This is a genomic window from Cardiobacterium valvarum, assembly GCF_900460955.1.
Lineage (GTDB): Bacteria > Pseudomonadota > Gammaproteobacteria > Cardiobacteriales > Cardiobacteriaceae > Cardiobacterium > Cardiobacterium valvarum.
Genome location: NZ_UFUW01000001.1, coordinates 1,946,389 through 1,965,118 on the forward strand (window position 1 = coordinate 1,946,389; position 18,730 = coordinate 1,965,118).

The 18,730-nt window shown below is 58.0% G+C and carries 23 protein-coding genes and 2 tRNA genes; 9 read left to right on the plus strand and 16 right to left on the minus strand.

Annotated features, from left to right (window positions below; translation table 11 throughout):
• Positions 1 to 16: 16 nt before the first annotated feature.
• The 4 genes from DY250_RS09495 to DY250_RS09510 all read left to right on the plus strand — a co-directional run bounded on the left by DY250_RS09495 (position 17) and on the right by DY250_RS09510 (position 2,685).
• Positions 17 to 1,150 (plus strand): BaiN/RdsA family NAD(P)/FAD-dependent oxidoreductase, encoded by a 1,134-nt coding sequence (locus DY250_RS09495; RefSeq protein ID WP_115612090.1) that lies wholly within the window; start codon positions 17 to 19, stop codon positions 1,148 to 1,150.
• Between the two features lie 120 nt (positions 1,151 to 1,270).
• Positions 1,271 to 1,468, plus strand: coding sequence for a DUF1737 domain-containing protein (locus DY250_RS09500; RefSeq protein WP_006985404.1), 198 nt, complete (start codon positions 1,271 to 1,273; stop codon positions 1,466 to 1,468).
• Positions 1,465 to 2,070 carry a maltose acetyltransferase domain-containing protein gene (locus tag DY250_RS09505; RefSeq protein ID WP_115612091.1) on the plus strand — a complete coding sequence of 202 codons (606 nt, stop codon included), beginning with the start codon at positions 1,465 to 1,467 and terminating at the stop codon, positions 2,068 to 2,070. The genes DY250_RS09500 and DY250_RS09505 overlap by 4 nt, the downstream gene beginning before the upstream one ends.
• Before the next feature lie 147 nt (positions 2,071 to 2,217).
• The gene (locus tag DY250_RS09510) at positions 2,218 to 2,685 is read left to right on the plus strand and encodes a cytochrome b (protein ID WP_115612092.1); all 468 of its coding nucleotides are present in this window, start codon (positions 2,218 to 2,220) and stop codon (positions 2,683 to 2,685) included.
• 154 nt (positions 2,686 to 2,839) lie between these two features.
• Here the strand turns inward: DY250_RS09510 and DY250_RS09515 are convergent, their stop codons facing one another.
• A complete protein-coding gene (locus tag DY250_RS09515) occupies positions 2,840 to 3,784 on the minus strand; it encodes an AEC family transporter (protein WP_115612093.1) in 945 nt (314 codons plus the stop codon).
• Positions 3,785 to 4,185: 401 nt separating this feature from the next.
• Between DY250_RS09515 and lnt the strand changes: the two genes are divergently transcribed.
• The gene (gene lnt, locus DY250_RS09520; RefSeq protein WP_115612817.1) at positions 4,186 to 5,643 is read left to right on the plus strand and encodes an apolipoprotein N-acyltransferase; all 1,458 of its coding nucleotides are present in this window, start codon (positions 4,186 to 4,188) and stop codon (positions 5,641 to 5,643) included.
• Positions 5,644 to 5,821: 178 nt separating this feature from the next.
• Here lnt and DY250_RS09525 read toward each other — a convergent pair whose 3' ends face one another.
• From DY250_RS09525 to DY250_RS09540, 4 genes are all read right to left on the minus strand, one after another.
• Complete coding sequence (locus tag DY250_RS09525) at positions 5,822 to 7,306, minus strand: amino acid permease (RefSeq protein WP_006985410.1); 1,485 nt, start codon at positions 7,304 to 7,306, stop codon at positions 5,822 to 5,824.
• A gap of 98 nt (positions 7,307 to 7,404) precedes the next feature.
• Complete coding sequence (locus DY250_RS09530; protein ID WP_115612094.1) at positions 7,405 to 7,965, minus strand: inner membrane-spanning protein YciB; 561 nt, start codon at positions 7,963 to 7,965, stop codon at positions 7,405 to 7,407.
• Positions 7,966 to 7,987: 22 nt separating this feature from the next.
• On the minus strand, positions 7,988 to 8,677 hold the full coding sequence (locus DY250_RS09535) for a phosphoribosyltransferase family protein (protein WP_115612095.1): 690 nt from the start codon (positions 8,675 to 8,677) through the stop codon (positions 7,988 to 7,990).
• Positions 8,674 to 9,471 (minus strand): inositol monophosphatase family protein, encoded by a 798-nt coding sequence (locus tag DY250_RS09540; RefSeq protein ID WP_006985413.1) that lies wholly within the window; start codon positions 9,469 to 9,471, stop codon positions 8,674 to 8,676. The genes DY250_RS09535 and DY250_RS09540 overlap by 4 nt, the downstream gene beginning before the upstream one ends.
• Before the next feature lie 418 nt (positions 9,472 to 9,889).
• Between DY250_RS09540 and DY250_RS09545 the strand changes: the two genes are divergently transcribed.
• From DY250_RS09545 to DY250_RS09560, 4 genes are all read left to right on the plus strand, one after another.
• Positions 9,890 to 10,774 carry an MBL fold metallo-hydrolase gene (locus DY250_RS09545; protein ID WP_218565634.1) on the plus strand — a complete coding sequence of 295 codons (885 nt, stop codon included), beginning with the start codon at positions 9,890 to 9,892 and terminating at the stop codon, positions 10,772 to 10,774.
• 122 nt (positions 10,775 to 10,896) lie between these two features.
• Positions 10,897 to 10,971 (plus strand) — tRNA-Gly (locus tag DY250_RS09550).
• A 40-nt stretch (positions 10,972 to 11,011) separates the two neighbouring features.
• Positions 11,012 to 11,085, plus strand: a tRNA-Cys gene (locus DY250_RS09555).
• 161 nt (positions 11,086 to 11,246) lie between these two features.
• Positions 11,247 to 12,434 carry a tyrosine-type recombinase/integrase gene (locus DY250_RS09560; RefSeq protein WP_172542316.1) on the plus strand — a complete coding sequence of 396 codons (1,188 nt, stop codon included), beginning with the start codon at positions 11,247 to 11,249 and terminating at the stop codon, positions 12,432 to 12,434.
• On the opposite strand, the gene DY250_RS09565 is transcribed toward DY250_RS09560, so the two are convergent.
• The 11 genes from DY250_RS09565 to DY250_RS09610 all read right to left on the minus strand — a co-directional run bounded on the left by DY250_RS09565 (position 12,427) and on the right by DY250_RS09610 (position 18,667).
• Positions 12,427 to 12,669, minus strand: a complete 243-nt coding sequence (locus tag DY250_RS09565; RefSeq protein ID WP_245951096.1) for a helix-turn-helix transcriptional regulator — start codon at positions 12,667 to 12,669, stop codon at positions 12,427 to 12,429. The two genes, DY250_RS09560 and DY250_RS09565, sit on opposite strands and share 8 nt — an antisense overlap.
• Before the next feature lie 151 nt (positions 12,670 to 12,820).
• Entirely contained in the window at positions 12,821 to 13,105 is a 285-nt protein-coding gene (locus tag DY250_RS09570) for a hypothetical protein (protein WP_115612098.1), read from the minus strand.
• Positions 13,102 to 13,392 (minus strand): hypothetical protein, encoded by a 291-nt coding sequence (locus DY250_RS09575; protein ID WP_115612099.1) that lies wholly within the window; start codon positions 13,390 to 13,392, stop codon positions 13,102 to 13,104. The genes DY250_RS09570 and DY250_RS09575 overlap by 4 nt, the downstream gene beginning before the upstream one ends.
• Before the next feature lie 9 nt (positions 13,393 to 13,401).
• Entirely contained in the window at positions 13,402 to 13,545 is a 144-nt protein-coding gene (locus tag DY250_RS14055; protein ID WP_172542319.1) for a hypothetical protein, read from the minus strand.
• 14 nt (positions 13,546 to 13,559) lie between these two features.
• Positions 13,560 to 14,105: a hypothetical protein gene (locus tag DY250_RS09580; RefSeq protein WP_115612100.1), complete on the minus strand. Its 546-nt coding sequence runs from the start codon at positions 14,103 to 14,105 to the stop codon at positions 13,560 to 13,562.
• A gap of 164 nt (positions 14,106 to 14,269) precedes the next feature.
• Positions 14,270 to 16,951, minus strand: coding sequence for a toprim domain-containing protein (locus tag DY250_RS09585; RefSeq protein WP_115612101.1), 2,682 nt, complete (start codon positions 16,949 to 16,951; stop codon positions 14,270 to 14,272).
• 12 nt (positions 16,952 to 16,963) lie between these two features.
• Positions 16,964 to 17,545, minus strand: coding sequence for an ogr/Delta-like zinc finger family protein (locus DY250_RS09590; protein ID WP_115612102.1), 582 nt, complete (start codon positions 17,543 to 17,545; stop codon positions 16,964 to 16,966).
• Positions 17,538 to 17,930, minus strand: coding sequence for a hypothetical protein (locus tag DY250_RS09595; RefSeq protein WP_115612103.1), 393 nt, complete (start codon positions 17,928 to 17,930; stop codon positions 17,538 to 17,540). Before DY250_RS09595 ends, DY250_RS09590 begins: the two co-directional genes overlap by 8 nt.
• Positions 17,923 to 18,189 (minus strand): acetyl-CoA carboxylase, encoded by a 267-nt coding sequence (locus DY250_RS09600; protein ID WP_115612104.1) that lies wholly within the window; start codon positions 18,187 to 18,189, stop codon positions 17,923 to 17,925. Before DY250_RS09600 ends, DY250_RS09595 begins: the two co-directional genes overlap by 8 nt.
• Positions 18,186 to 18,491 (minus strand): hypothetical protein, encoded by a 306-nt coding sequence (locus DY250_RS09605; protein ID WP_115612105.1) that lies wholly within the window; start codon positions 18,489 to 18,491, stop codon positions 18,186 to 18,188. Before DY250_RS09605 ends, DY250_RS09600 begins: the two co-directional genes overlap by 4 nt.
• Entirely contained in the window at positions 18,488 to 18,667 is a 180-nt protein-coding gene (locus tag DY250_RS09610) for a hypothetical protein (protein ID WP_004142400.1), read from the minus strand. Before DY250_RS09610 ends, DY250_RS09605 begins: the two co-directional genes overlap by 4 nt.
• Positions 18,668 to 18,730 lie beyond the last annotated feature (63 nt).

Genomic DNA, 18,730 nt, shown 5'->3' on the forward strand with positions numbered 1-18,730 from the left:
ACCCGCACACCCGCTCATGACCTACACCTACGACGCCATCATCATCGGCGGCGGCGCTTCCGGCAGCTACTGCGCCATCCACGCCGCCGCACGCGGCCTGCGCGTCTGCCTCCTCGAACACAATCGCGACATCGGCGCAAAAATCCGCGTCTCCGGCGGTGGCCGATGCAACTACACCAACCTGCACCTCAGCGCCGGGGCCTACCACGGCCACAACCCCGCCTTCGTCCGCTCCGCGCTTGCCCGCCACAACCAGTGGCAGGTGCTGGACTGGTTCGCCGCACGCGGCATCACCGCCGAAGAAAAACACCAGGGGCAAATATTCGCCGCCGAACGCGCACGCGGCATCCTCACTGCCCTGCATGACGGCCTCACCGCCAGTGGCGTTCACCTACACCACCACATCGCCATCCACAGCCAGCACTACGACGGCGACCGCTACTGCGTCGAAACCAGCCACGGCGATTTCCGCGCACCGCAACTCGTCATTGCTTGCGGCGGGCCAAGCTATCCTAAACTGGGTACCAGCGACTACGCCCTGCGCGTCGCCAAACAATACGGCATCCGCAACTACCCCTTCCGTCCCGCCCTGGTGCCGCTTACGCTCGCGACCCCGCCCGTCGGCCTCGTCGGCGTCAGCCACGAAGTCAGCATCACAACCACCGGCGCGCCCAGCTTCCGTGACGAACTGCTCTACACCCATCGCGGCATCAGTGGCCCCGCCGTGCTGCAAATTTCCAGCTACCGGCAAAAAGACGCGCCCATCCTCATCAACCACCTGCCCGACCTGCCCGCCGACTATCTGCTTACCCGCAAACGCGCCCATCCGCAGCACAACCTCGCGCACGCCTTGCGTCCACACCTGCCGAAAGCCGTCGCCGACCACCTCGCAGACGCGCACGGCAACTGCGATCTGCATGCTTACAGCGATGCCGCCCTGCGCGACATCATGCACACCCTGCAACATCAGGCCGTTGCCATCAGCGGCAGCGAAGGCATGAACAAGGCGGAAGTGAGCAGCGGCGGCGTGGATACGCGCGAGCTCGACCCGAAAACCTTTGCCGTGAAAAAACAGCCGGGCCTCTTCATCATCGGCGAAGCGCTGGACGTGACCGGCTGGCTCGGCGGTTACAACCTGCAATGGGCATGATCGTCCGCCTGGTGCTGCGCCCAGCATCTCGGCGACGCAACATAAGCGCCCTGCCCTGCCCGTTGCACCGCTGCCGCCAACGCGGCATCATCCGCTTCCCTATCCACAAAGGAGACATCCATGAAAATCTACCGCTTCCTCACCGGCGCTGATGACGCCGCCTTCTGCCGCCGCGTTACCGAAGCCCTGCAAAACGGCTGGGAACTCTACGGCAACCCGCAACTGACCGGCGACGCCCATGGCCGCTTCTGCGGCCAGGCTGTCGTCAAAGAAGTTGAAGGCGAATACGACCCCGCCAAACCGCTTGGCGAATACTGATGAGCGAACACGAAAAGATGCTCGCGGGCGCGCCGCACCAGCCTTACGACGCGGCGCTTGCCGCCATGCGTCAGCGCTGCCGCGACATCCTGTGGCGCTATAACACGCAAACCCCGCCGCATGACACGGCGGCACGCGCGGCGCTGCTCACTGAACTGCTCGGCGAACTGCCGGAAGGCATCCACATCAGTGCACCGTTTTACTGCGATTACGGACGGCACATCCACATCGGCAAACACTTCTACAGCAACGTCGGCTGCACCATCCTCGACTGCGCCTCAGTGCACATCGGCGATAACGTCCTCTTCGCCCCGCACGTCGGCCTCTACACGGTCAACCACCCGCTGCATCCCGACCTGCGCCGCGCGGCCTGGGAACAGGCGCAGCCCATCACCATCGGCGACGATGTCTGGCTGTGCAGCGGCGTCATCGTCCTGCCCGGGGTCACTATCGGGGCGGGCAGCGTGATTGGCGCAGGCAGTGTCGTCGCCAAAGACATTCCCGCCGGTGTCATCGCCGTCGGCAACCCCTGCCGCGTCCTGCGCGCTATCAGCGACGCCGACCGCGAGCAGTACGCCGCCTGGGGCATCCGCGCCGGTTGACACGCCTCCCGGAAAATCATCCGGACATATGGGCGCATCCGCCGCCGCTTGGCGCGGCTAACGGCAATGTTACAATCCCGCGCGGGGGCAAGTTTTTTACCCGCCCCCGCTTTATTCCCATCATCATCCGGCATCCAAGGACACATTATGAAAACCGACAATTCCCAATACTACGGCAGCGTGACCCGCCTGCTGCACTGGCTCATGGCCGCCTGTTTCTTCTTTATGTTCGCCACCGCCATCGCCTGGAACCTGAACGGCGAACTGAAATTCCTTATGGGCCCGCATAAGGCGGTCGGCTTTGTGCTGATGGCGCTGGCCGTGCTGCGCTTCATCTGGATGCTGCGGCAAAAAGAGCGCCCCGCCAATGCGTGGATCGCCAAAGCGGGACATTGGGCGCTCTATGCGCTGATGCTTATCGTGCCGGCGCTGGCGATTGCGCGGCAAATCGGGCGCGGGCAGCAAAACCAGACGCTGATTGACCTCGGCAACAACTGGCATGGCGAGCTGGGCTGGGTCTTCCTCGTCCTCATCATTGGGCACATCGGCATGGCGGTCGTTCACCGCTTAAAAGGCGACAACCTGCTGCCGCGCATCTGGGGCAAGCACGAATGAAGAAAAGCAGCCATCAGGCTGCTTTTCTTTTGCGCGCACCACGGGGTTTGCCTCCCGCAATCTTCCGCTCGGCGACGGCTCGGTCTTTTCGTAATCCTTACCGTCTTTTCCCTTTGCGGGTTACAGGGCTCCCCCGCATCTCGCCAATGCTTCATCACGCCCAGCCGAGCAGCGGAAACAGCGCGATGACCGGGGCGATCAGCATGAGCGAGAGCGCGGTAGTGATGGCGATGATATTGGCGGCGGCGGTAGCGTTGCCGCCCATCGCTTTCGCCATGATGTAACTGGCGGAAGCCGCCGGCGTGGCACCGATGAGATAGAGAATGCCGAGGGCTTCGCCGCGCAGACCAAACACGAGGCCGAAGGCAAGGAAAACCAGCGGCGAGAGCAGCAAGCGACCCGCACTGGCCCAGAGCGCCATTTGCCCCGCGCCAAAAATGCCGCGCAGATCGAAGCTGGCACCGGTGGCGAGCAGGGCCAGCGGCAGGGTGAGGTTTTTGTAGTAACCGGCAAAGTTGGTGATGATTTTCGGCACAGGAATGTGCAGCGCCTTCACCAGAATGGCGAGAAGCAGCGCGATGATCAGCGGATTGTGCAGCACCTTTTTCACCAGCGGCCACGGCGAGGGGTTTTCGTCCTGCGTCAGGCAGATGACGGCGAGGATATTCATTTGCAGGGCAAGCGCGCCGACGAGGACGGCGGAAGCGGCAAACGTATCGCTGCTGCCGTACACGCCGGCGGTAAGCGAGAGGCCGATGATGCCGATATTGCCGCGAAAAACGCCCTGGATGAAAACGCCGCGATCGGCGGCAGGCAGATGCCGCCCCAGGCGGGCGCCGACGGCATAGAGGGCGAAAATGGCGAGCCAGCCCGCGCCGATGAGGCGCCAGGCGGCGAGCGGCGAAGTGTCGCTGTTGACGACGCTGACAAACAGCAGCATTGGCAGAGCATAGCGATAGACGATGTGGTTCATGCCGGCGACCAGTTCCGTGCTCAACTCGCCGCGTCGCTTCATCACCCAACCCATGACGATGATGGCGAGGATAGGGATGATGGTGTCGGCGGAAAAAGCGATGCCGTGCCAGAATTGCGGGTTCATGTCGGGCTTCCGGTGATGGATGTGACCCTATTTTAGGGCGCAGGGACGCCCCTGCCTTGTATATCGTGGGCAAGGGCAACCAGCGGGTGGGCCGTAGTTACGCCGCTTGGCGAACCCAGTAATCACGCCGCTTGGCGGGGCCAGTCACCACGCCGCTCGACGGGGTCAGTAACCATGCCGCTTGACGGGCCCAGTCACCATGCCGCTTGGCGAGCCCAGTCACCACGCCGCTCGACGGGGTCAGCAACCATGCCGCTTGACGGGGCCAGTCACCACGACGCTTGACGGGCCCAGTCACTACGCCGCTCGACGGGATCAGTAACCATGCCGCCTGGCGGAGCCCGCTGTCGCCCGCGCAAAGCCCTCTTATAATGCGCGCCTTTCTTCTTCGGGACTTCCCTATGTGGTATCTGCTGCTTGCGCCGCTCGCCGGCCTGCTTCTCACCTTTTCTTTCGCGCCGTTTCCGCTTGGCTGGGCGGCACTCTTGCCGCTCACCGTGCTCTGCTGGCTGTGGCAGCAGCCGGCGCGGCAGCGTCCGCTGCTTTATGGCTGGCTGTTCGCCCTCGGTTTCTTCGCCAGCGGTCTGTATTGGGTCTATATCAGCCTCTATTACTACGGTAATGCGCCGTTGCCGTTTGCCATTCTCGCCAATGTGCTGCTGGTGTTGTTCATGTCGCTCTACGGTCTCGCGGTCGGCTGGCTGCTGCGGCATTGCAGTGCGCCGGGCGGCTGGCGGCGGGTGCTGCTGATTCCGCCTGCCTGGGTGGCGGCGGAGTTGCTGCGCGCTTATGTGTTGACCGGTTTTCCGTGGCTCGCGGTGGGTTATTCCGCGCTGCATACGCCGCTGGACGGCATTGCGCCGCTTGGTGGCGTGTTCGTGCTGTCGCTGCTACTGATGTTCATCGCTTCGCTGCTCGCCCGCGCCTGGCTCACGCGTTCGTGGCGGGTGGCAGCGGCGGCTATCGCGCTCTATGCGGCGGCAGGCGCCAGCAGTCTTTTTTCTTTTGTCGCGCCGACGGGGGCGCCGTTTTCTGTCGCCCTAGTGCAGGGCAATATTGAGCAGTCCACCAAGTTCGCCCCAGGGATGATGGAGCGGCATTTGCAGGACTATATCGCCGCCGCCATTGACCGTGAGGAGAGCGTGGTGGTGCTGCCGGAGACGGCGTTTGCTTTCATGGAGGAGCAGTTGCGCACGGATTTGGACCAGCTTGACCGCTATTTCAAGGAGCGCGGACAAACGCTAGTCACGGGCATTCCGGCGGGCGATTTGGCGAAAGATATTTTTTTCAACGCGGTCATGGCGCTCGGCGACGGGCAGGGGCATTACTACAAGCACCATCTGCTGCCGTTCGGCGAATATATCCCGCTGCGCGACTGGTTAAGCATCTTCGAGCAATATGTGGACATTCCGTACAGCAATTTTTCGCGCGGCGATGCGGTACAGACACCGCTCTTCACCGGCAAGCACCGCGCCGGAGTGTCGGTTTGCTTCGAGGCGGCTTTTGGCCGTGATGTGCGCCATGCCCTGCCGACAGCGGATTATTTGATTAACGTCAGTAACGACGCGTGGTTCAAGGACTCCATCGCTGCCGACCAGCATTTGCAGATGAACCAGATGCGCTGCCGCGAGATGGGGCGCGAGATGGCGCGGGCAACGAACGACGGCTATACGGTGCTGCTGGATGCGACGGGGCGGGTAAAGGCGCGCCTGCCGCGTTTCGAGCGTGGGGTGCTCAGCGGCGAGGTGCAGCCATATGCGGGGCTGACGCCTTATGCGCGCTTTGGCAACGCGATTGTTTTCTCCCTGCTCGCGCTATGTGCGGTAGTGCTGTTGCTGAGTAGGAAGCGGTTGCGCTGATGAAAGACCCCGTGTGAGCGGGGTTTTTTCTTTATGGGCGTCAAGCGGCGTTATTACTGGCACCGTCAAGCAGCGTAAATGCTGGGCCCGGTCAAGCGGTGTGATGGCAGTGTTTGTCGCATCCGCAGGGGGCTGTTATGAGAAACCCCGCTTGGGCGGGGTTTTTTGTCGGTGTTTGTTAATGGGCGTCGCGGCGTAAATCCACCTCGGTGAGCGGGATTTTGTGCGTTTTGTAGCGCAGCTTGTGGTAGAGGTAGAAAGTGAAGAAGACTGGTATGCCCATGTAGGTGATGAGCAGGCGTTGCCAATCAAGACGCGCATTTAGTACCAGTTCGGTGTCCTGGCCGATGATGACAAGGATGCACAGGCCGAGCGCGAGCAGCGGGCCGAAGGGGAACCATTTGGCGCGGTAGCTGAGCGCGTCCAGCGGTTTGCCTTGTGCGATGTAGGCGCGGCGGAAGCGGTAGTGGCTGATGGCGATGCCAAGCCAGGCAATGAAGCCGGTCAGCCCAGATGCGGCGAGGATGTATTCGTACATGTGCTTGCCGACGCGGTCGTCCAGTTGTAGCAGGAAGATGGCGAGGATGACGAGGGCGGTGGCGAAGACGGCGTTGTGCGGCACGCCGCTGCGGCGGCCGGTGCGGGCAAACAGCGGCCAGGCGAGGCCGTCTTTGCCCATGGCGTAGAGCATCCGCGTTGAGGCGTACATGCCAGAGTTGCCTGCCGAGAGGATGGAGCTGAGGATGACGGCATTCATGAGTGCGGCAGCAAAGGCCAGTCCCGCCCGCTCGAAGACGAGGGTGAAGGGCGATTTGGCGATTTCGTCCACGTCCGCGCCGAGCAATTGCGGGCTGGCGTAGGGGATGAGCAGGCCGATGACGAGGATGGCGAGGATGTAAAAGATGAGGATACGCCAGAAGATTTGTTTGACCGCGCGCGGGATGCTTTTTTCCGGATTTTCGGATTCGCCTGCGGTGATGCCGATAAGTTCCGTACCCTGGAAGGAGAAGCCGGCAATGAGGAAGACGCCGAGGATGGCGAGGAATTTGCCGCTCACGCCGTCGCCAAGGAAGGGGGCATCGCCGCTGGTGAAGTTGGCAAAGCCGACGTATTCGCCGCCGAGAATGCCGAAGATGGTCAAGGTGCCGATAGTGAGGAAGACGATAACGGTGATGACTTTGATAAGGGCGAACCAGTATTCGGATTCGCCGTAAGCCCTCACCGAGAAGAGGTTGAGCGCGGTGATGAGGGCGAAGAAGACAAGGCTCCAGCCCCAGGCAGGCAGGAAACGCAGCGGCTCCCAGTAGGTGACGACGATGGCAGCGATGGCGATGTCCACCGCCACGGTGATGACCCAGTTGAACCAGTAGTTCCAGCCGAGGGCGAAACCGAGCGAGGGGTCAACGAAACGCGAGGCGTAAGTGGCGAATGAGCCGGAAGTGGGCAGGTAGGTCGCCATTTCACCAAGCGAGGTCATGAGGAAATAGACCATCAGGCCGATGGCGGCGTAAGCGAGCAGCGCACCACCGGGGCCGGCATCATGGATGGCGCTGCCACTGGCCATGAAGAGGCCGGTGCCGATGCAGCCGCCGATGGCAATCATCGAGATGTGGCGGGTTTTGAGGTGGCGTTTCACCTCGGTGTTGGGGGTGTTTTCTGTCATGGGCTTTACAGGTTGGTCATGTTGAAGGCGCGCATGATAGCGGATTTGTCTGCTACCGGCGCTTGCAGGTAGCGGAGTTGCCGCCTGCGCTGCCGTTTTTATTCGCGCGGTGGTTCTTCTTGTTTGAGATAGCCGCGCAGCAGGTAGATTTGCGCAGCCATGAACAGGAATGTTCCGCCCAGCGAGCCCCACAGTTTGAAGCCGACCCAGAAGCTTTCGGAGAAGTTGTAGGCCACAATCAGGTTAAGTATCGCCATTAAAACGAAAAACAGCGCCCAGGCGGTGTTGAGGCGGCGCCACAGGACATCCGGCATATCGAAAGCACCGCCGAGCATTTCCCGGATAGGGTTGATGCTGCCGAGCCATTGCGCGCCCAGCAGGCCGCAAGCGAAAACGAGGTAGGTAATACTGACTTTCCATTTGATGATCATGGGGTTCTTGACGACCAGCGTAATGCTGCCGAAGACCAGGATGAGCAGCGCCGTCAGCCAGTGTTTTTTCTCGATCTTGCGGCGGCGCAGGCGCATCCAGGCAAGTTGCAGGATCACGCCGATCATGGCGGCACCAGTCGCCCAGTAAATGGCCTGAGCGCTATAACCGATCCTGCCGGCAATAAAGTAGGCTGCGACAAAAGCGAAAGCGGGGAAAAATTCTTGCATGGTGTTCCGTGTAATCTGGGAGTTAAGAAGTACCGCGATGAGCAGCGGCGATAGCGAGGGCGACGACGTCCTGCACGCCTGCCGTCCGCAGGACCCGCGCCGCTTCATGCAGGGTTGCACCGGAGGTCACGACGTCATCCACAAGCAGGAGGCGGGCAGGCAGTGTGCCACGCACGGTGAAGGCGCCGCGAATGTTGCGCCGCCGCGCCGCATGGGTGGGCAGCAGCGACTGCGGTGCGCGTCCTTCTTTATAGAAGACGCCTTCGGCAACAAGCGGCACGCCGAGTAGGCGCGCTGCCGCACGGGCGGGAAAGAGGGTCTGGTTAAAACCGCGCTGGTGCAGGCGACGGTTGGCAATCGGCATGGCAAGTACGGCATCAACTTGCACAGGATGAGCATGCAACAGGCGGCGGGTTTCGTCTTCCAGCACACACAACGCGCAGCGGTCGGCATAAAACTTGCCGCGCAGGATGGTACTGCGCACCACATCACGGAACTGCCAGCGCACCAGCAGGTGGCTGTAAGCGGGCGGGCGGCGCAGGCAGGTTCCGCAGGCAAAACGGGCGTCGGCGACACCATTTGCACAGGTGGGGCAATGGATGCCGAGATGCGGTAGGCGTGCCGCGCAATCATCACACAGACCGACCACCGCCGCTCTGCCGCAGCCGATGCAGCGCGGTTGCAGGAAGCGGCTCAGCCAGTGGGCAATCATGCGGCGGCAGCGAGACGTGTCAACAGGATTTTGTGCAGGTAGATGTTACCGGCGACGATTTCTCCGCGTTCGAGCATGTCCTGCCCGCCGCTGAAATCGCTGACGATGGCACCCGCTTCCTGAGCGATGAGCAGCCCGGCACAGATGTCCCACGGCTTGATGCCCATTTCAAAATAGCCGTCGAGACGGTTCGCCGCGACGAAGCACAAATCCAGCGCCGCCGAACCGAGGCGGCGCACATCGGCGATTTCCTGCAACACCGATGCCAGCAGCGCATACTGGCGCGTTAACAAATCGGGATCGCGGAAGGGGAAACCGGTTGCGGCGATGGCGCGACCACCGTCACGCAGACCGCTGACCCGCAGGCGACGACCATTCAGTTGTGCGCCTTCGCCACGGGCAGCGGTGAACCATTCCTCGCTGACCGGGTTGTACACCACGCCGAGTTCCGGTTTGCCACGCTTGAGCAGACCGATAGAAACGGCGAACTGTGGCAGGCCATGCAGATAATTCGTTGTGCCGTCGAGCGGATCAATCACCCAGCAATATTCACTTTCTTCAGCTGATGCGCGCGTTTCGCCCGATTCTTCGCCAAGAAAATCATGTTGCGGATACTTGTCCAGCAACACGTTTTTAATCACGTCCTCAGCGCGGCGATCGACCACACTGACCAAATCGCCGCGCCCTTTTTCCTCAATCTGGATCTGATCAAGCTGACGCTGCCCCAGTTGCAGTATCTTTCCCGCCTCCTCCGCGGCACGACGGGCAATCGTAAGCATCGGATTCATCGCCATAACACTAAACCTCACTAGAAAAAAACAGTGTGCATTGTAACAGCACGCCCTTATCGCACGGCAAAACCCCGGTTACCGGCAGGGCAAAAAAAAACCCCGCAACAAAGCGGGGCAATAATCATCATGAGGCAATGTGACAGTTAGCATTAGCTGTTCCGTCGGAGATAATAATAAATGTTCCTATTACCCCAATCAAGACACTTTCGGTACTTTTTCCAAAAAATATACAAGTCACTGAAAATTCAGATTATAAAAATAATAGTCGCTGACGAACCTCCGTACAATAACGTACTTTTTCAGCCCGGAACCATCTGTGACCTCCTATCCCGCCAGCGACCATTACAACCCGCATACCCGCCGCTTCCACGCTGCCGAACCGCCACGCCCGGTGCAACACGGCCTTGCTGCCTTATGGAAAATGATTATTCACGGCCGCCACACCTACCCGCCCGCGCCGCTGCCAAGCCTGCGCCCTGACTGGGCCACGTTCCTCGCCCCTGCTGCAAAAAGTCGCTTCATCTGGTTTGGCCATTCCACCCTGCTGATGCGCATTGGTGGACAAACTCTCATCACGGACCCTGTTTTTGGCGACAACGTCTCGCCCGTGCCCTTTACCATGCGACGCTTCCAGCCGCCTGCCGCGACCGTCGCTGAATTACCACCGCTGGATGTCGTCCTCATCTCGCACAATCATTACGACCACCTCGAACGTGCCACACACAAACGCCTGGCACACAGCCACGCACATTACCTCGTCCCGCTTGGTGTTGGCGTACAGTTGCAACGCTGGGGCATTCCCGCCGCGCGTATCAGCGAGATGGACTGGTGGCAAAGTATTGAGCGCAACGGCATCCGCTACACCGCCCTGCCCGCACGTCATTACAGCGGGCGCGGGATATTCGATCACAACCGTAGCCTGTGGGTGGGTTATCTCATCGAATACGATAACGAACGCTACTACTTCCACGGCGATTCCGCCCGGGGACAACACTTTGATGCCATTGCCGCCCGCATCGGCCGCATTGACATTGCCTTCATCGAAAACGGCCAATACAGCGAATACTGGCCGGACAATCACCTTTTTCCCGAAGAAACCGCTGCTGTTGCCGCCAAACTTGCCCCCTCGCGCTTCATGCCCATCCATTGGGGTGCCTATCCGATGGCGCTGCACCGCTGGAATGATCCCGTATTACGCAGTATCCCCGCTGCCCGTGCCCACGGCGTCAACCCGCTCACCCCGTTGCTCGGCCAGATCTTTGACATGGACACGACAAGCGATGATTGGTATCGCCATGCGCCATAAGAAATCACTCTATGTGCACACATGCCTGATGATATAAAAATATTGAAAAACAGCGCATTAAAAGAATTATGCAAACACTGCTTGACCCGGTAAGGAATCCCACTATAATGCGCGCCCACAACGCGGGAATAGCTCAGTGGTAGAGCACAACCTTGCCAAGGTTGGGGTCGCGAGTTCGAGCCTCGTTTCCCGCTCCAAATTCCTTCTGAGCCTCAATATTGAGGCTCTTTTAATTCAGGCTGGGTAGCAAAGTGGTTATGCAGCGGATTGCAAATCCGTGGACGCCGGTTCGATTCCGACCCCAGCCTCCATCATTCAACACCAGAAACGCCCACAAGACACCAAAACGCCAGAAATGGCACGGTTTTGTGGGCGTTTTTGCGTCCAGGAGTTACCAGCAGATACCAGCGTACACCACGCTTTTTGTAGTACCATTTGTAGGAGTAAAAAGGGGTGTAGTACCAAAATGGCGTTGACGGAAACACAATGCCGCAGTGCGGACGCGGGCGGTCTGAAGGTCAAAAAGTATTTCGATGGTGGCGGGCTGTGTTTGCAGGTGTCGGCCGATGGCCGCAAATACTGGCGGTTGTTTTACCGGATGCCGGGCAGCCAGAAACAGCAGGCCGTATCGTTCGGTGCGTACCCAAAAACCAGCCTGAAACAGGCAAGGTTGCGGCGTGATGAAGCAAAATTGATGATCGCCGCCGGCAAAGATCCGACGATGATGTCAAAGCTGTTTCGCGCGGGCAAAGCTGCCGCTTATGCCAATACCTTTGCCGATGTGGCCATGCAGTGGGTTGAGCAGGCGGCGGTGATGAAGCGTTGGAGCGAAAAACACAAAAGTTCGACCATCGCTCGTCTGGAAACGTATATGTTTCCGCGTATCGGGCATTTGCCCGTCACGGAAATTGAGCCGATGCAGATTTTGCAGGTGTTGCGTGCCATGCAGGAGCAGAGTTTGACCGTTGAAAAACTACTTTCCGCCGTGTCACGGGTGTTCAGCTACGCGATCATTACCAACCGATGCACATACAACCCTGCCGCCGACCTGCATTTGTTGCTGGCTCCACACAAATCCACCCCTTTTCGCCATCTGACCGACCCGGCGGCAATCGGCCGGTTGTTGGTTGCGCTTGATGAATATGAGGGGATGCCGCAATCACGGGTGCTGTCGCAAGTACAGCCGCTGATTTTCATCCGACCGAGCGAGCTGCGGCTAATGCGATGGGACGAAATCGACGTCGAGTTGCGCACATGGACACGGCCGCCACCGAAAGAGAAAAAAAAGAACGTCTATACCGTGCCTTTTTCGCGGCAGGCATGGGTGCTGATTGAGAGTTTGCGCAAGGTTACGGGGCGGACGCCGTATGTGTTTTGCAACCTTCACAAGGGCAAGCCTCTTTCCGACGCGGCCGCCAAAAAGGTGCTGATTCAGGTTGGGTACAGCGACCGGGTAACGCCGCATGGCTGGCGGCACACAGCCTCAACCCTACTACACGACCAGGATTACAACACGCTGTGGGTCGAATCGCAGCTTGGCCACGCCGACAAAAATAAAACGCGTGGCACATACAACCACGCGAAATATTTGGAACAGCGGCGCACTATGCTGCAAGAATGGGCCGATTATCTGGACGGGCTGAAAGCGGCCGTCATGTAGTGTTGGCGTTTTGTCGCTCCATCCAGTCCATGACCTCGCCGAGGATGTAGTAGCGCCCTTTCGCCCCGCTGTAGCTGCGGGATTTGGGGAATTCGCCCTTGGCTTCCAGTCGGCGGATGGTTTGCGGCGAGAGCGTGGTGATGCCTTTGCGCACCCGCCCACGGGCTTTTGACGTGGCAATATCGGCCAGCGTCAAATGGGTTTCGCGCGGCAGGTCGGCATAGTTGATACTCATGCGCCCTCCGTGGGTATTGTCCGGCTGTGGTTAATGCGGCGGCGCTCCTCCATGAATTGTTGTAGCGCATCGGCTTCTTCACGCATGGGGCGCGGTTTGAAGTTTTTGAGTTTCATATTTCCTCTCTTTTATCCAATCGTAAAGGTAATGTCTACGGTTGATTCTCTGCTATTTTCTGTATGCCAAAATCGCAATACTTGTTGCCGTCTTCTTCCCATTCGCGAGTAATGACGGTTCTGTGGGTGATGACGCCGACGCGGATGTCTTCTACCTCCGGTGGCCATGTGTCTTCTCCGGCTATGTCGCGCATGTCGTGCAGGATTTCCCTCGCCATGCGCAAGGCTTCTTCTTCACTCGCAAATTTGTAGTATTCGTTGTTGCCCGCATTGAATACGAAGTATTCGGGTTTGGTGTCAGGTATGGTTTCTGTTGTCATGATGCTTTCCTTCCGATTTTTTCAATGCGGTATTCGCGGCCTTCGTCGCCGTCTTCTTCCCATTCGTCCGCAATGACTGCCTTGTGGGTGGGGGTAACGGTGATGGCGGCAATGTAGATACCTTTATCTTCATCCGGCCAGTTGCTTTCCAGCGCATTTTGGGCGATTGCCAGCGCATCCTCTTCTGTCGGGCATAAATAGGTTTCGTCAACGTGCGGGTCGTAAACGATATATTTGGCGTTTCTGGGGTCATTATTGGGTTCTTGCGGGTATTTCCAGTCGGTCATGGGTGGCTCCTAGAAGGGGATATCGTCATTAAAGATTTGCGGGTCGTGGTTCGGCGGTGGGTCGGGAAACCGTCCCGGCTTCTCGCCTGTGTTTTTGTCCGTCCATTGTTCGATTGCTTCGTCGCTGCCGGGGTTGAGTGTCGTCGTGTTCATATCTCGCCTCTCTTTCAAATCATCCTTAGCGTCATCAAACTGTTTCCCGGCTTCACAGATGGCGTGATGACATACGCCACGGTCAGCGACAACCTTCCTTCGCACCAACGCTCGTCCAACCAGTCCGGTTCTAATTCATACGCTACCAGCGGATAAACTTTTTCGCCTTCCACCCTGGTTTGTGGTTGCAGTGCGAGATACCCTGCCCATTGGGGCACCTCCACTTTCCGGCCATACCACTCGATAAGCCGCGCCGGTGGCACACGGAAATCTGGTTCTTGGAAAGGCTCAACGGTCAGGCTTGTAATAGGGAAACACCAGTGCGTTCGGACATACTCGCTGAATTTGTCGTGTTCTTCGAAGTTCAACCCTAAATCTGGTCTGCTTATTGGTCGCCAACCAGCTTTCCCCTCTCTGCCTTCGCCGCGCCATTCACCCAGAAGATAATCAGGGCGTTTATCCCAACATTCCACATCTCCGATTTCGTCGAGTGTGATGTAGTTGGTTTCGTCGGTCACGACCAGTTCGGAACCAAAAAAGTTTTTGATGAGTTTGGCCATAGTTTCCTTCTTCTGTTTCTTGCTATATCCAGTAGCCGCTAACGGCGGCAAGTCGGCGTTTTCACCGGGCGAGGTATAAACTCGGCAAACGCTGCGGCAGTTATTACGGACACTTGCCGCTCGTCCTCCCTCTCGTGGGTATGGGGTGTGAGTTATTCCCCCTGTTATTTATCCTGCATGGCTCGTATTTCCGCGCGGGATCGTTTGAATATCCAGCAGCGCGTCGCGCGATAAGTGATAGCGGATGAAACCACCCGGCTCGATTCGATAAATTTGCGATGTTTCGAGGTTTTCAGGTGGCGTTTCAAATCGGTCAGCGGTGGTATTTGTTGTCTGGCATTGGCCGCTTTTTCAACAAACTCATTCAGGTTTACGGCGATTTCGGTAGGTTCGCGGCTGTGATTCAATACAGGCGTGCGGTTGCCGTATTGGTCGTAGTCGTCGTCGAGGAAATCGAATGCCTCCCAGAATTCCGCAACCATTGGATGATCGGCGGCAATGGTGCTTTGCCGCGCGATGCAGGCTTCTTTAATGGCAGTGCAGGTCTGCTTTTTTTGGTCTTCGCTCAATTCGACCAGTTCGGCAAATTTTTCGGCGAGCGCTATCAATTGCGCATGATTTTTGGCCAGACGTGCATGGTCAATCCCGTCCACCTTTAACAACCATTCCTGATATTTGCCGGTTTTTTCGATGACGTAATCGACGACCTGCTTTTCGTGGATAGCGGCGAGCAACGTGAAATAGCTCAACTGCTCGGCACTCATGCGCTGCATTTCATCGGTCGCCGCTTTGGAGTCGTCGTTGTGTCCGGCTTTGGTAAAGCGCAGTTGCACGATACGTTCTAGCACCGCGTCGCTGGCATTGACCGGCTCGTTTTGCGCGATGACCAGCGTGCCGCGAAAGGGCGGCTCGTGAGTTTCGACGCCAGCATTGCGCTGGCCGCGCACCCGTGTGCCGCGTCCGTTGTAGTAGCCTTTGGTCTCATCCCAATCGAAACGTTTGGCGTGCGAGCCTTCGGCGCGGTCGGCCTCAATAAAGACCACCGGCAAATTGCCGTATTGCATCATGCTGCGCTGGTTGCCGACCAAGCTGTTTTTGTTTGGGTCGATGCCCTCATAGTCTTCGCGGCCAAAGAGTTTCCAGATAAATTCAATCAGCGAGGTTTTACCGCTGCCCGGTTCGCCGATAATTTCCAAAAAAGGAAATGACGATTGCACATGGCGAATTTGCTCGGCAAACATTGATCCAAACCAATACACGGCGGCAATCATGCCGTTGGTGCCAAATGCGCGCCATACCAGTTGCGCCCATTCTTTGTAATAATGTTCGCTGGTGGTTTCCAGCGTCATGTTTGCCCCGCGAAATAGCGATTTAATCGTCTTTTTCGGCAGGTCGAAATAATCCTCGTCGTTAATTTCATGGATGCGGCCATTGCAAACCGCCACTTTGGGATAGATATAGCAACCATGCTCGCGGCTGTAGCCGAGGTGGTCGATTGCCTCCACGGTTTTCAGATTGCGCAGCCAGCGGCTGCCAATCCAGTCCAAATGCTTTGCATCGCCTTGCCACCATGCCCCTTGCGCCGAGGCGAGTTGTTTTTTGAATTCGCTCGATGTGGTGATTTGCCCATTCGAGAAAATGACGTTTATCGGCGTGCGCCCATCCGGGAAATGCACGCGGCCAAAGAATTTACTTTCCTGCAAAGTTTCATTGAATTGGAAGTAGAGAAATTCGATGCGGGTGTTGCAAATCATGCGTACCTTTCCGGCTTTCTCGGCAACCATGCGGTTGGCATCCTCTTCGGATTTTGCTCCTATGTATTCGCCCTCTGCGACCATGCGCTCAAATTCTTTGGGGTCAATCTCCCACCAGTAGGTTTGATTGTTGTGGTCGATGACAAAACTATGCGCTTTGGTATGCGCGAAAATCCGCCCCGCCTTTTCCTCAACTGTAGGGGCAATCAGCAGCGCGCCGTGGTAGCGGTATTCGGTGAGGTCTTCCGCCTTGAGCTTTTCGAGGCGGTGTAGGTCGTTCCAGTCGCATTTGCTTTTTGCCGGGGCGATAGCCGCGCTGCACTCGTAGCCGTCTTTGCGCATCCGGGCAACGTGTTTGCGGATGGCGTTTTTGCCCGCTTTGTCGTTGTCCAGCGCCCACACCCAATGGATGTTTTTTCCGTCGGGCGTTTGCGTCAGCGCGTGCGCCGGATAATTGCCGCAGGAGAGGATGGCGACGGCCTTGACGCCGTTTTGCCAGAGGGAGATGGCATCAATGATCCCCTCGGTGATCCATACCTCGTCGCCCGCTTGCAGGGCGATATCCGGCGGACACCACCACAGGCCTGCGTGCGGGCCGCCGAAATTTTGCTTGCGCACTTCGCGGCTGCCGTCTGATTTGACCACTTCCACCGGGTCCACAAAGCGCTCCATGTAGGAGGTGCTGTGTGGCAGATAAAATCGCACCGTGGCCGTTCCCCGACTCGCCTGATTGCTCCACCACTTCTCTTGCGAGTAGTAGCCTTTCATGCGCATCACGCTCAAGCCGCGTGCCTCGCGCATATAGGCGTCGGCGGTGGCAGTCGGGTTTTGCGGGGTCGCCTCAAAACGTTTCGTAAAATCTCGAAATTCTTCCGGGTATAGATCGCGGACGCTGAATTCCTGACCGCATTTGTTGGCGCGGCCACAGCGCAATACCCACGGGTTTTCTGCCGAGGTGAATAGCTCTTTTTTGCCGCAGGCAGGGCATTTGCCCTGATTCAACCATTTCTTGTCGGCGCTCGGCTTAAATCCGTAATCGGCAAGGATGCGCGGTAGCACCCGCCCGCGCAGTTCGGGCGACATTTCAGACATGGGCGTCTCCCGTTACAGCAGGCGGGTTTGCAGGGTATCGCGCCCATCTTCCAGCGCGGCGCGGCGTGCCTCGGCGAATTCGGCCAACTCTTTGAGCGAGATGGCGTAGCGTTGCACGCCGTTTTTGAGGATGACGCAGACGGATGTACTCTCATCCAGCGCGAGCGACCAGTTGGCGGCGACGTCAGCAGATTCCTGTTCGGCAATAGCGTGGGCGGCGAGCAATTCGGCGCGGTGGTCGTCTATCTCAATCACACCTTGCAAGTATTCACGGCAGGCGTTGATTTTGTCGTCGCGTGAAAACTCTCTCTGCCACGGGCGGGATACATACTCGCGCGCCATATCGGCGAGTTGGTTGCTGGCGTCTTCACATACAGGAATCGCTTTAACGTTTTGCGCAAATAGTGATGATGGCGGCGATAACTGTTTGGCCACCTCGGTGCGCAACAGATAGCTCGCGCCACAATGCGGGTTGGTGCAATTACCATATTGTTCACGGAGTGCATCATGCAGATGGTGGCTACCACGGATGCGCAGCGGCGCGCTACAGGCGGGACAAGGGAAATGGCTCAAAAAATAGTGTTTTTTACGCATGACGCGCCGCCTTTATCTTTCCCTGTAATTTGTTTACATGGGAAACAAAAGTGTCCATCATCATATCCACAATAACCTGATCATAGTATTCTACTGGATAGATGACATTCATACCTTTGTCGCTGATATGCATTTCTATGGTAGGAATTTTGTCCCCCACTTTAGGCGTGTTATGCGGAAACAATGAAAAATGAATCCCCATGTATCCTTCTCCATAATCAAGATTTATCCCGTGGAAACATAAGAGCCAGTCTCCCGGACATGACAGCATTGCTGCTTGCAGTTCATCCATCATTGCGCCGAGTTCGGTAAAAGAGGCAGGCAAGGAAAAATGCAGGGGGAAATGCAACTTTCCCGTTTTTTGCAGGCGCTGTTTCTCACTCATGACGTCCTCCCTTGCGCAGCCATGTGTAGCAGTCGATTTGGTCTTGCCCGCTCAAATTGGGGCAGAGGTCGGCGATGCGCTGATAGTGCGCGTCGCTGTCTGTGCGGTAAAACGGGTCGTCCTCGGCGAGTGCCTTGGCGAACATCACGGTAGCCATCGCCATGATGGCGAGGCAGACGAGGATTTCACAGACGTCTCGAATAGCATCGAGGCGTGTCGCGTGCGGGTCGCGGTAGTAGCGGATGGGCGGCTGTCTCATGCGGCACCGTCCTCGCTCATCATATTGAGCGAATCGCGGGCGAGGTCACGCAGAGCGCGGAACAGTTCGGGGGTGATGATGATGGCTTTGGCCGGGGCGAGTGCCAGCCCTTGTGGTTGCGCCGGGCTGGGAAGCGCAATCAAGGTGCAGAACTCTTTGAAAGAAAGGCGGCGGTCGCCGGTTTTTATACGGCTGACGCCGCTATCGTCGAGGGAGAGCGCATCACGGATTGCGGCAACAGGGATTGCACACAAATGGCTTTCCAGCAAGCTGACGGTGCTGCAAACAGGTTTGATGGTCATGACTGGCCACCTTTGCCAAACTCGGCGTCAAGGTATTGCTTAACGCATTGGTAGGCGATGGTTGCCATTGGTAGTTTCAACTTGCGCGCGGCGCGTTGCAGGCGCTGGCGGTCTTGTTGAGATAGCCGGACGAGAACCGGTTTGTCTTTGCGGGTTTCGGGCGGTTTGATGTTCATGTATCATTACAGACGGCTAAGCCTAAGCGTAAGCGCGGCGAAGCCATAAGCCTCCTGACTATG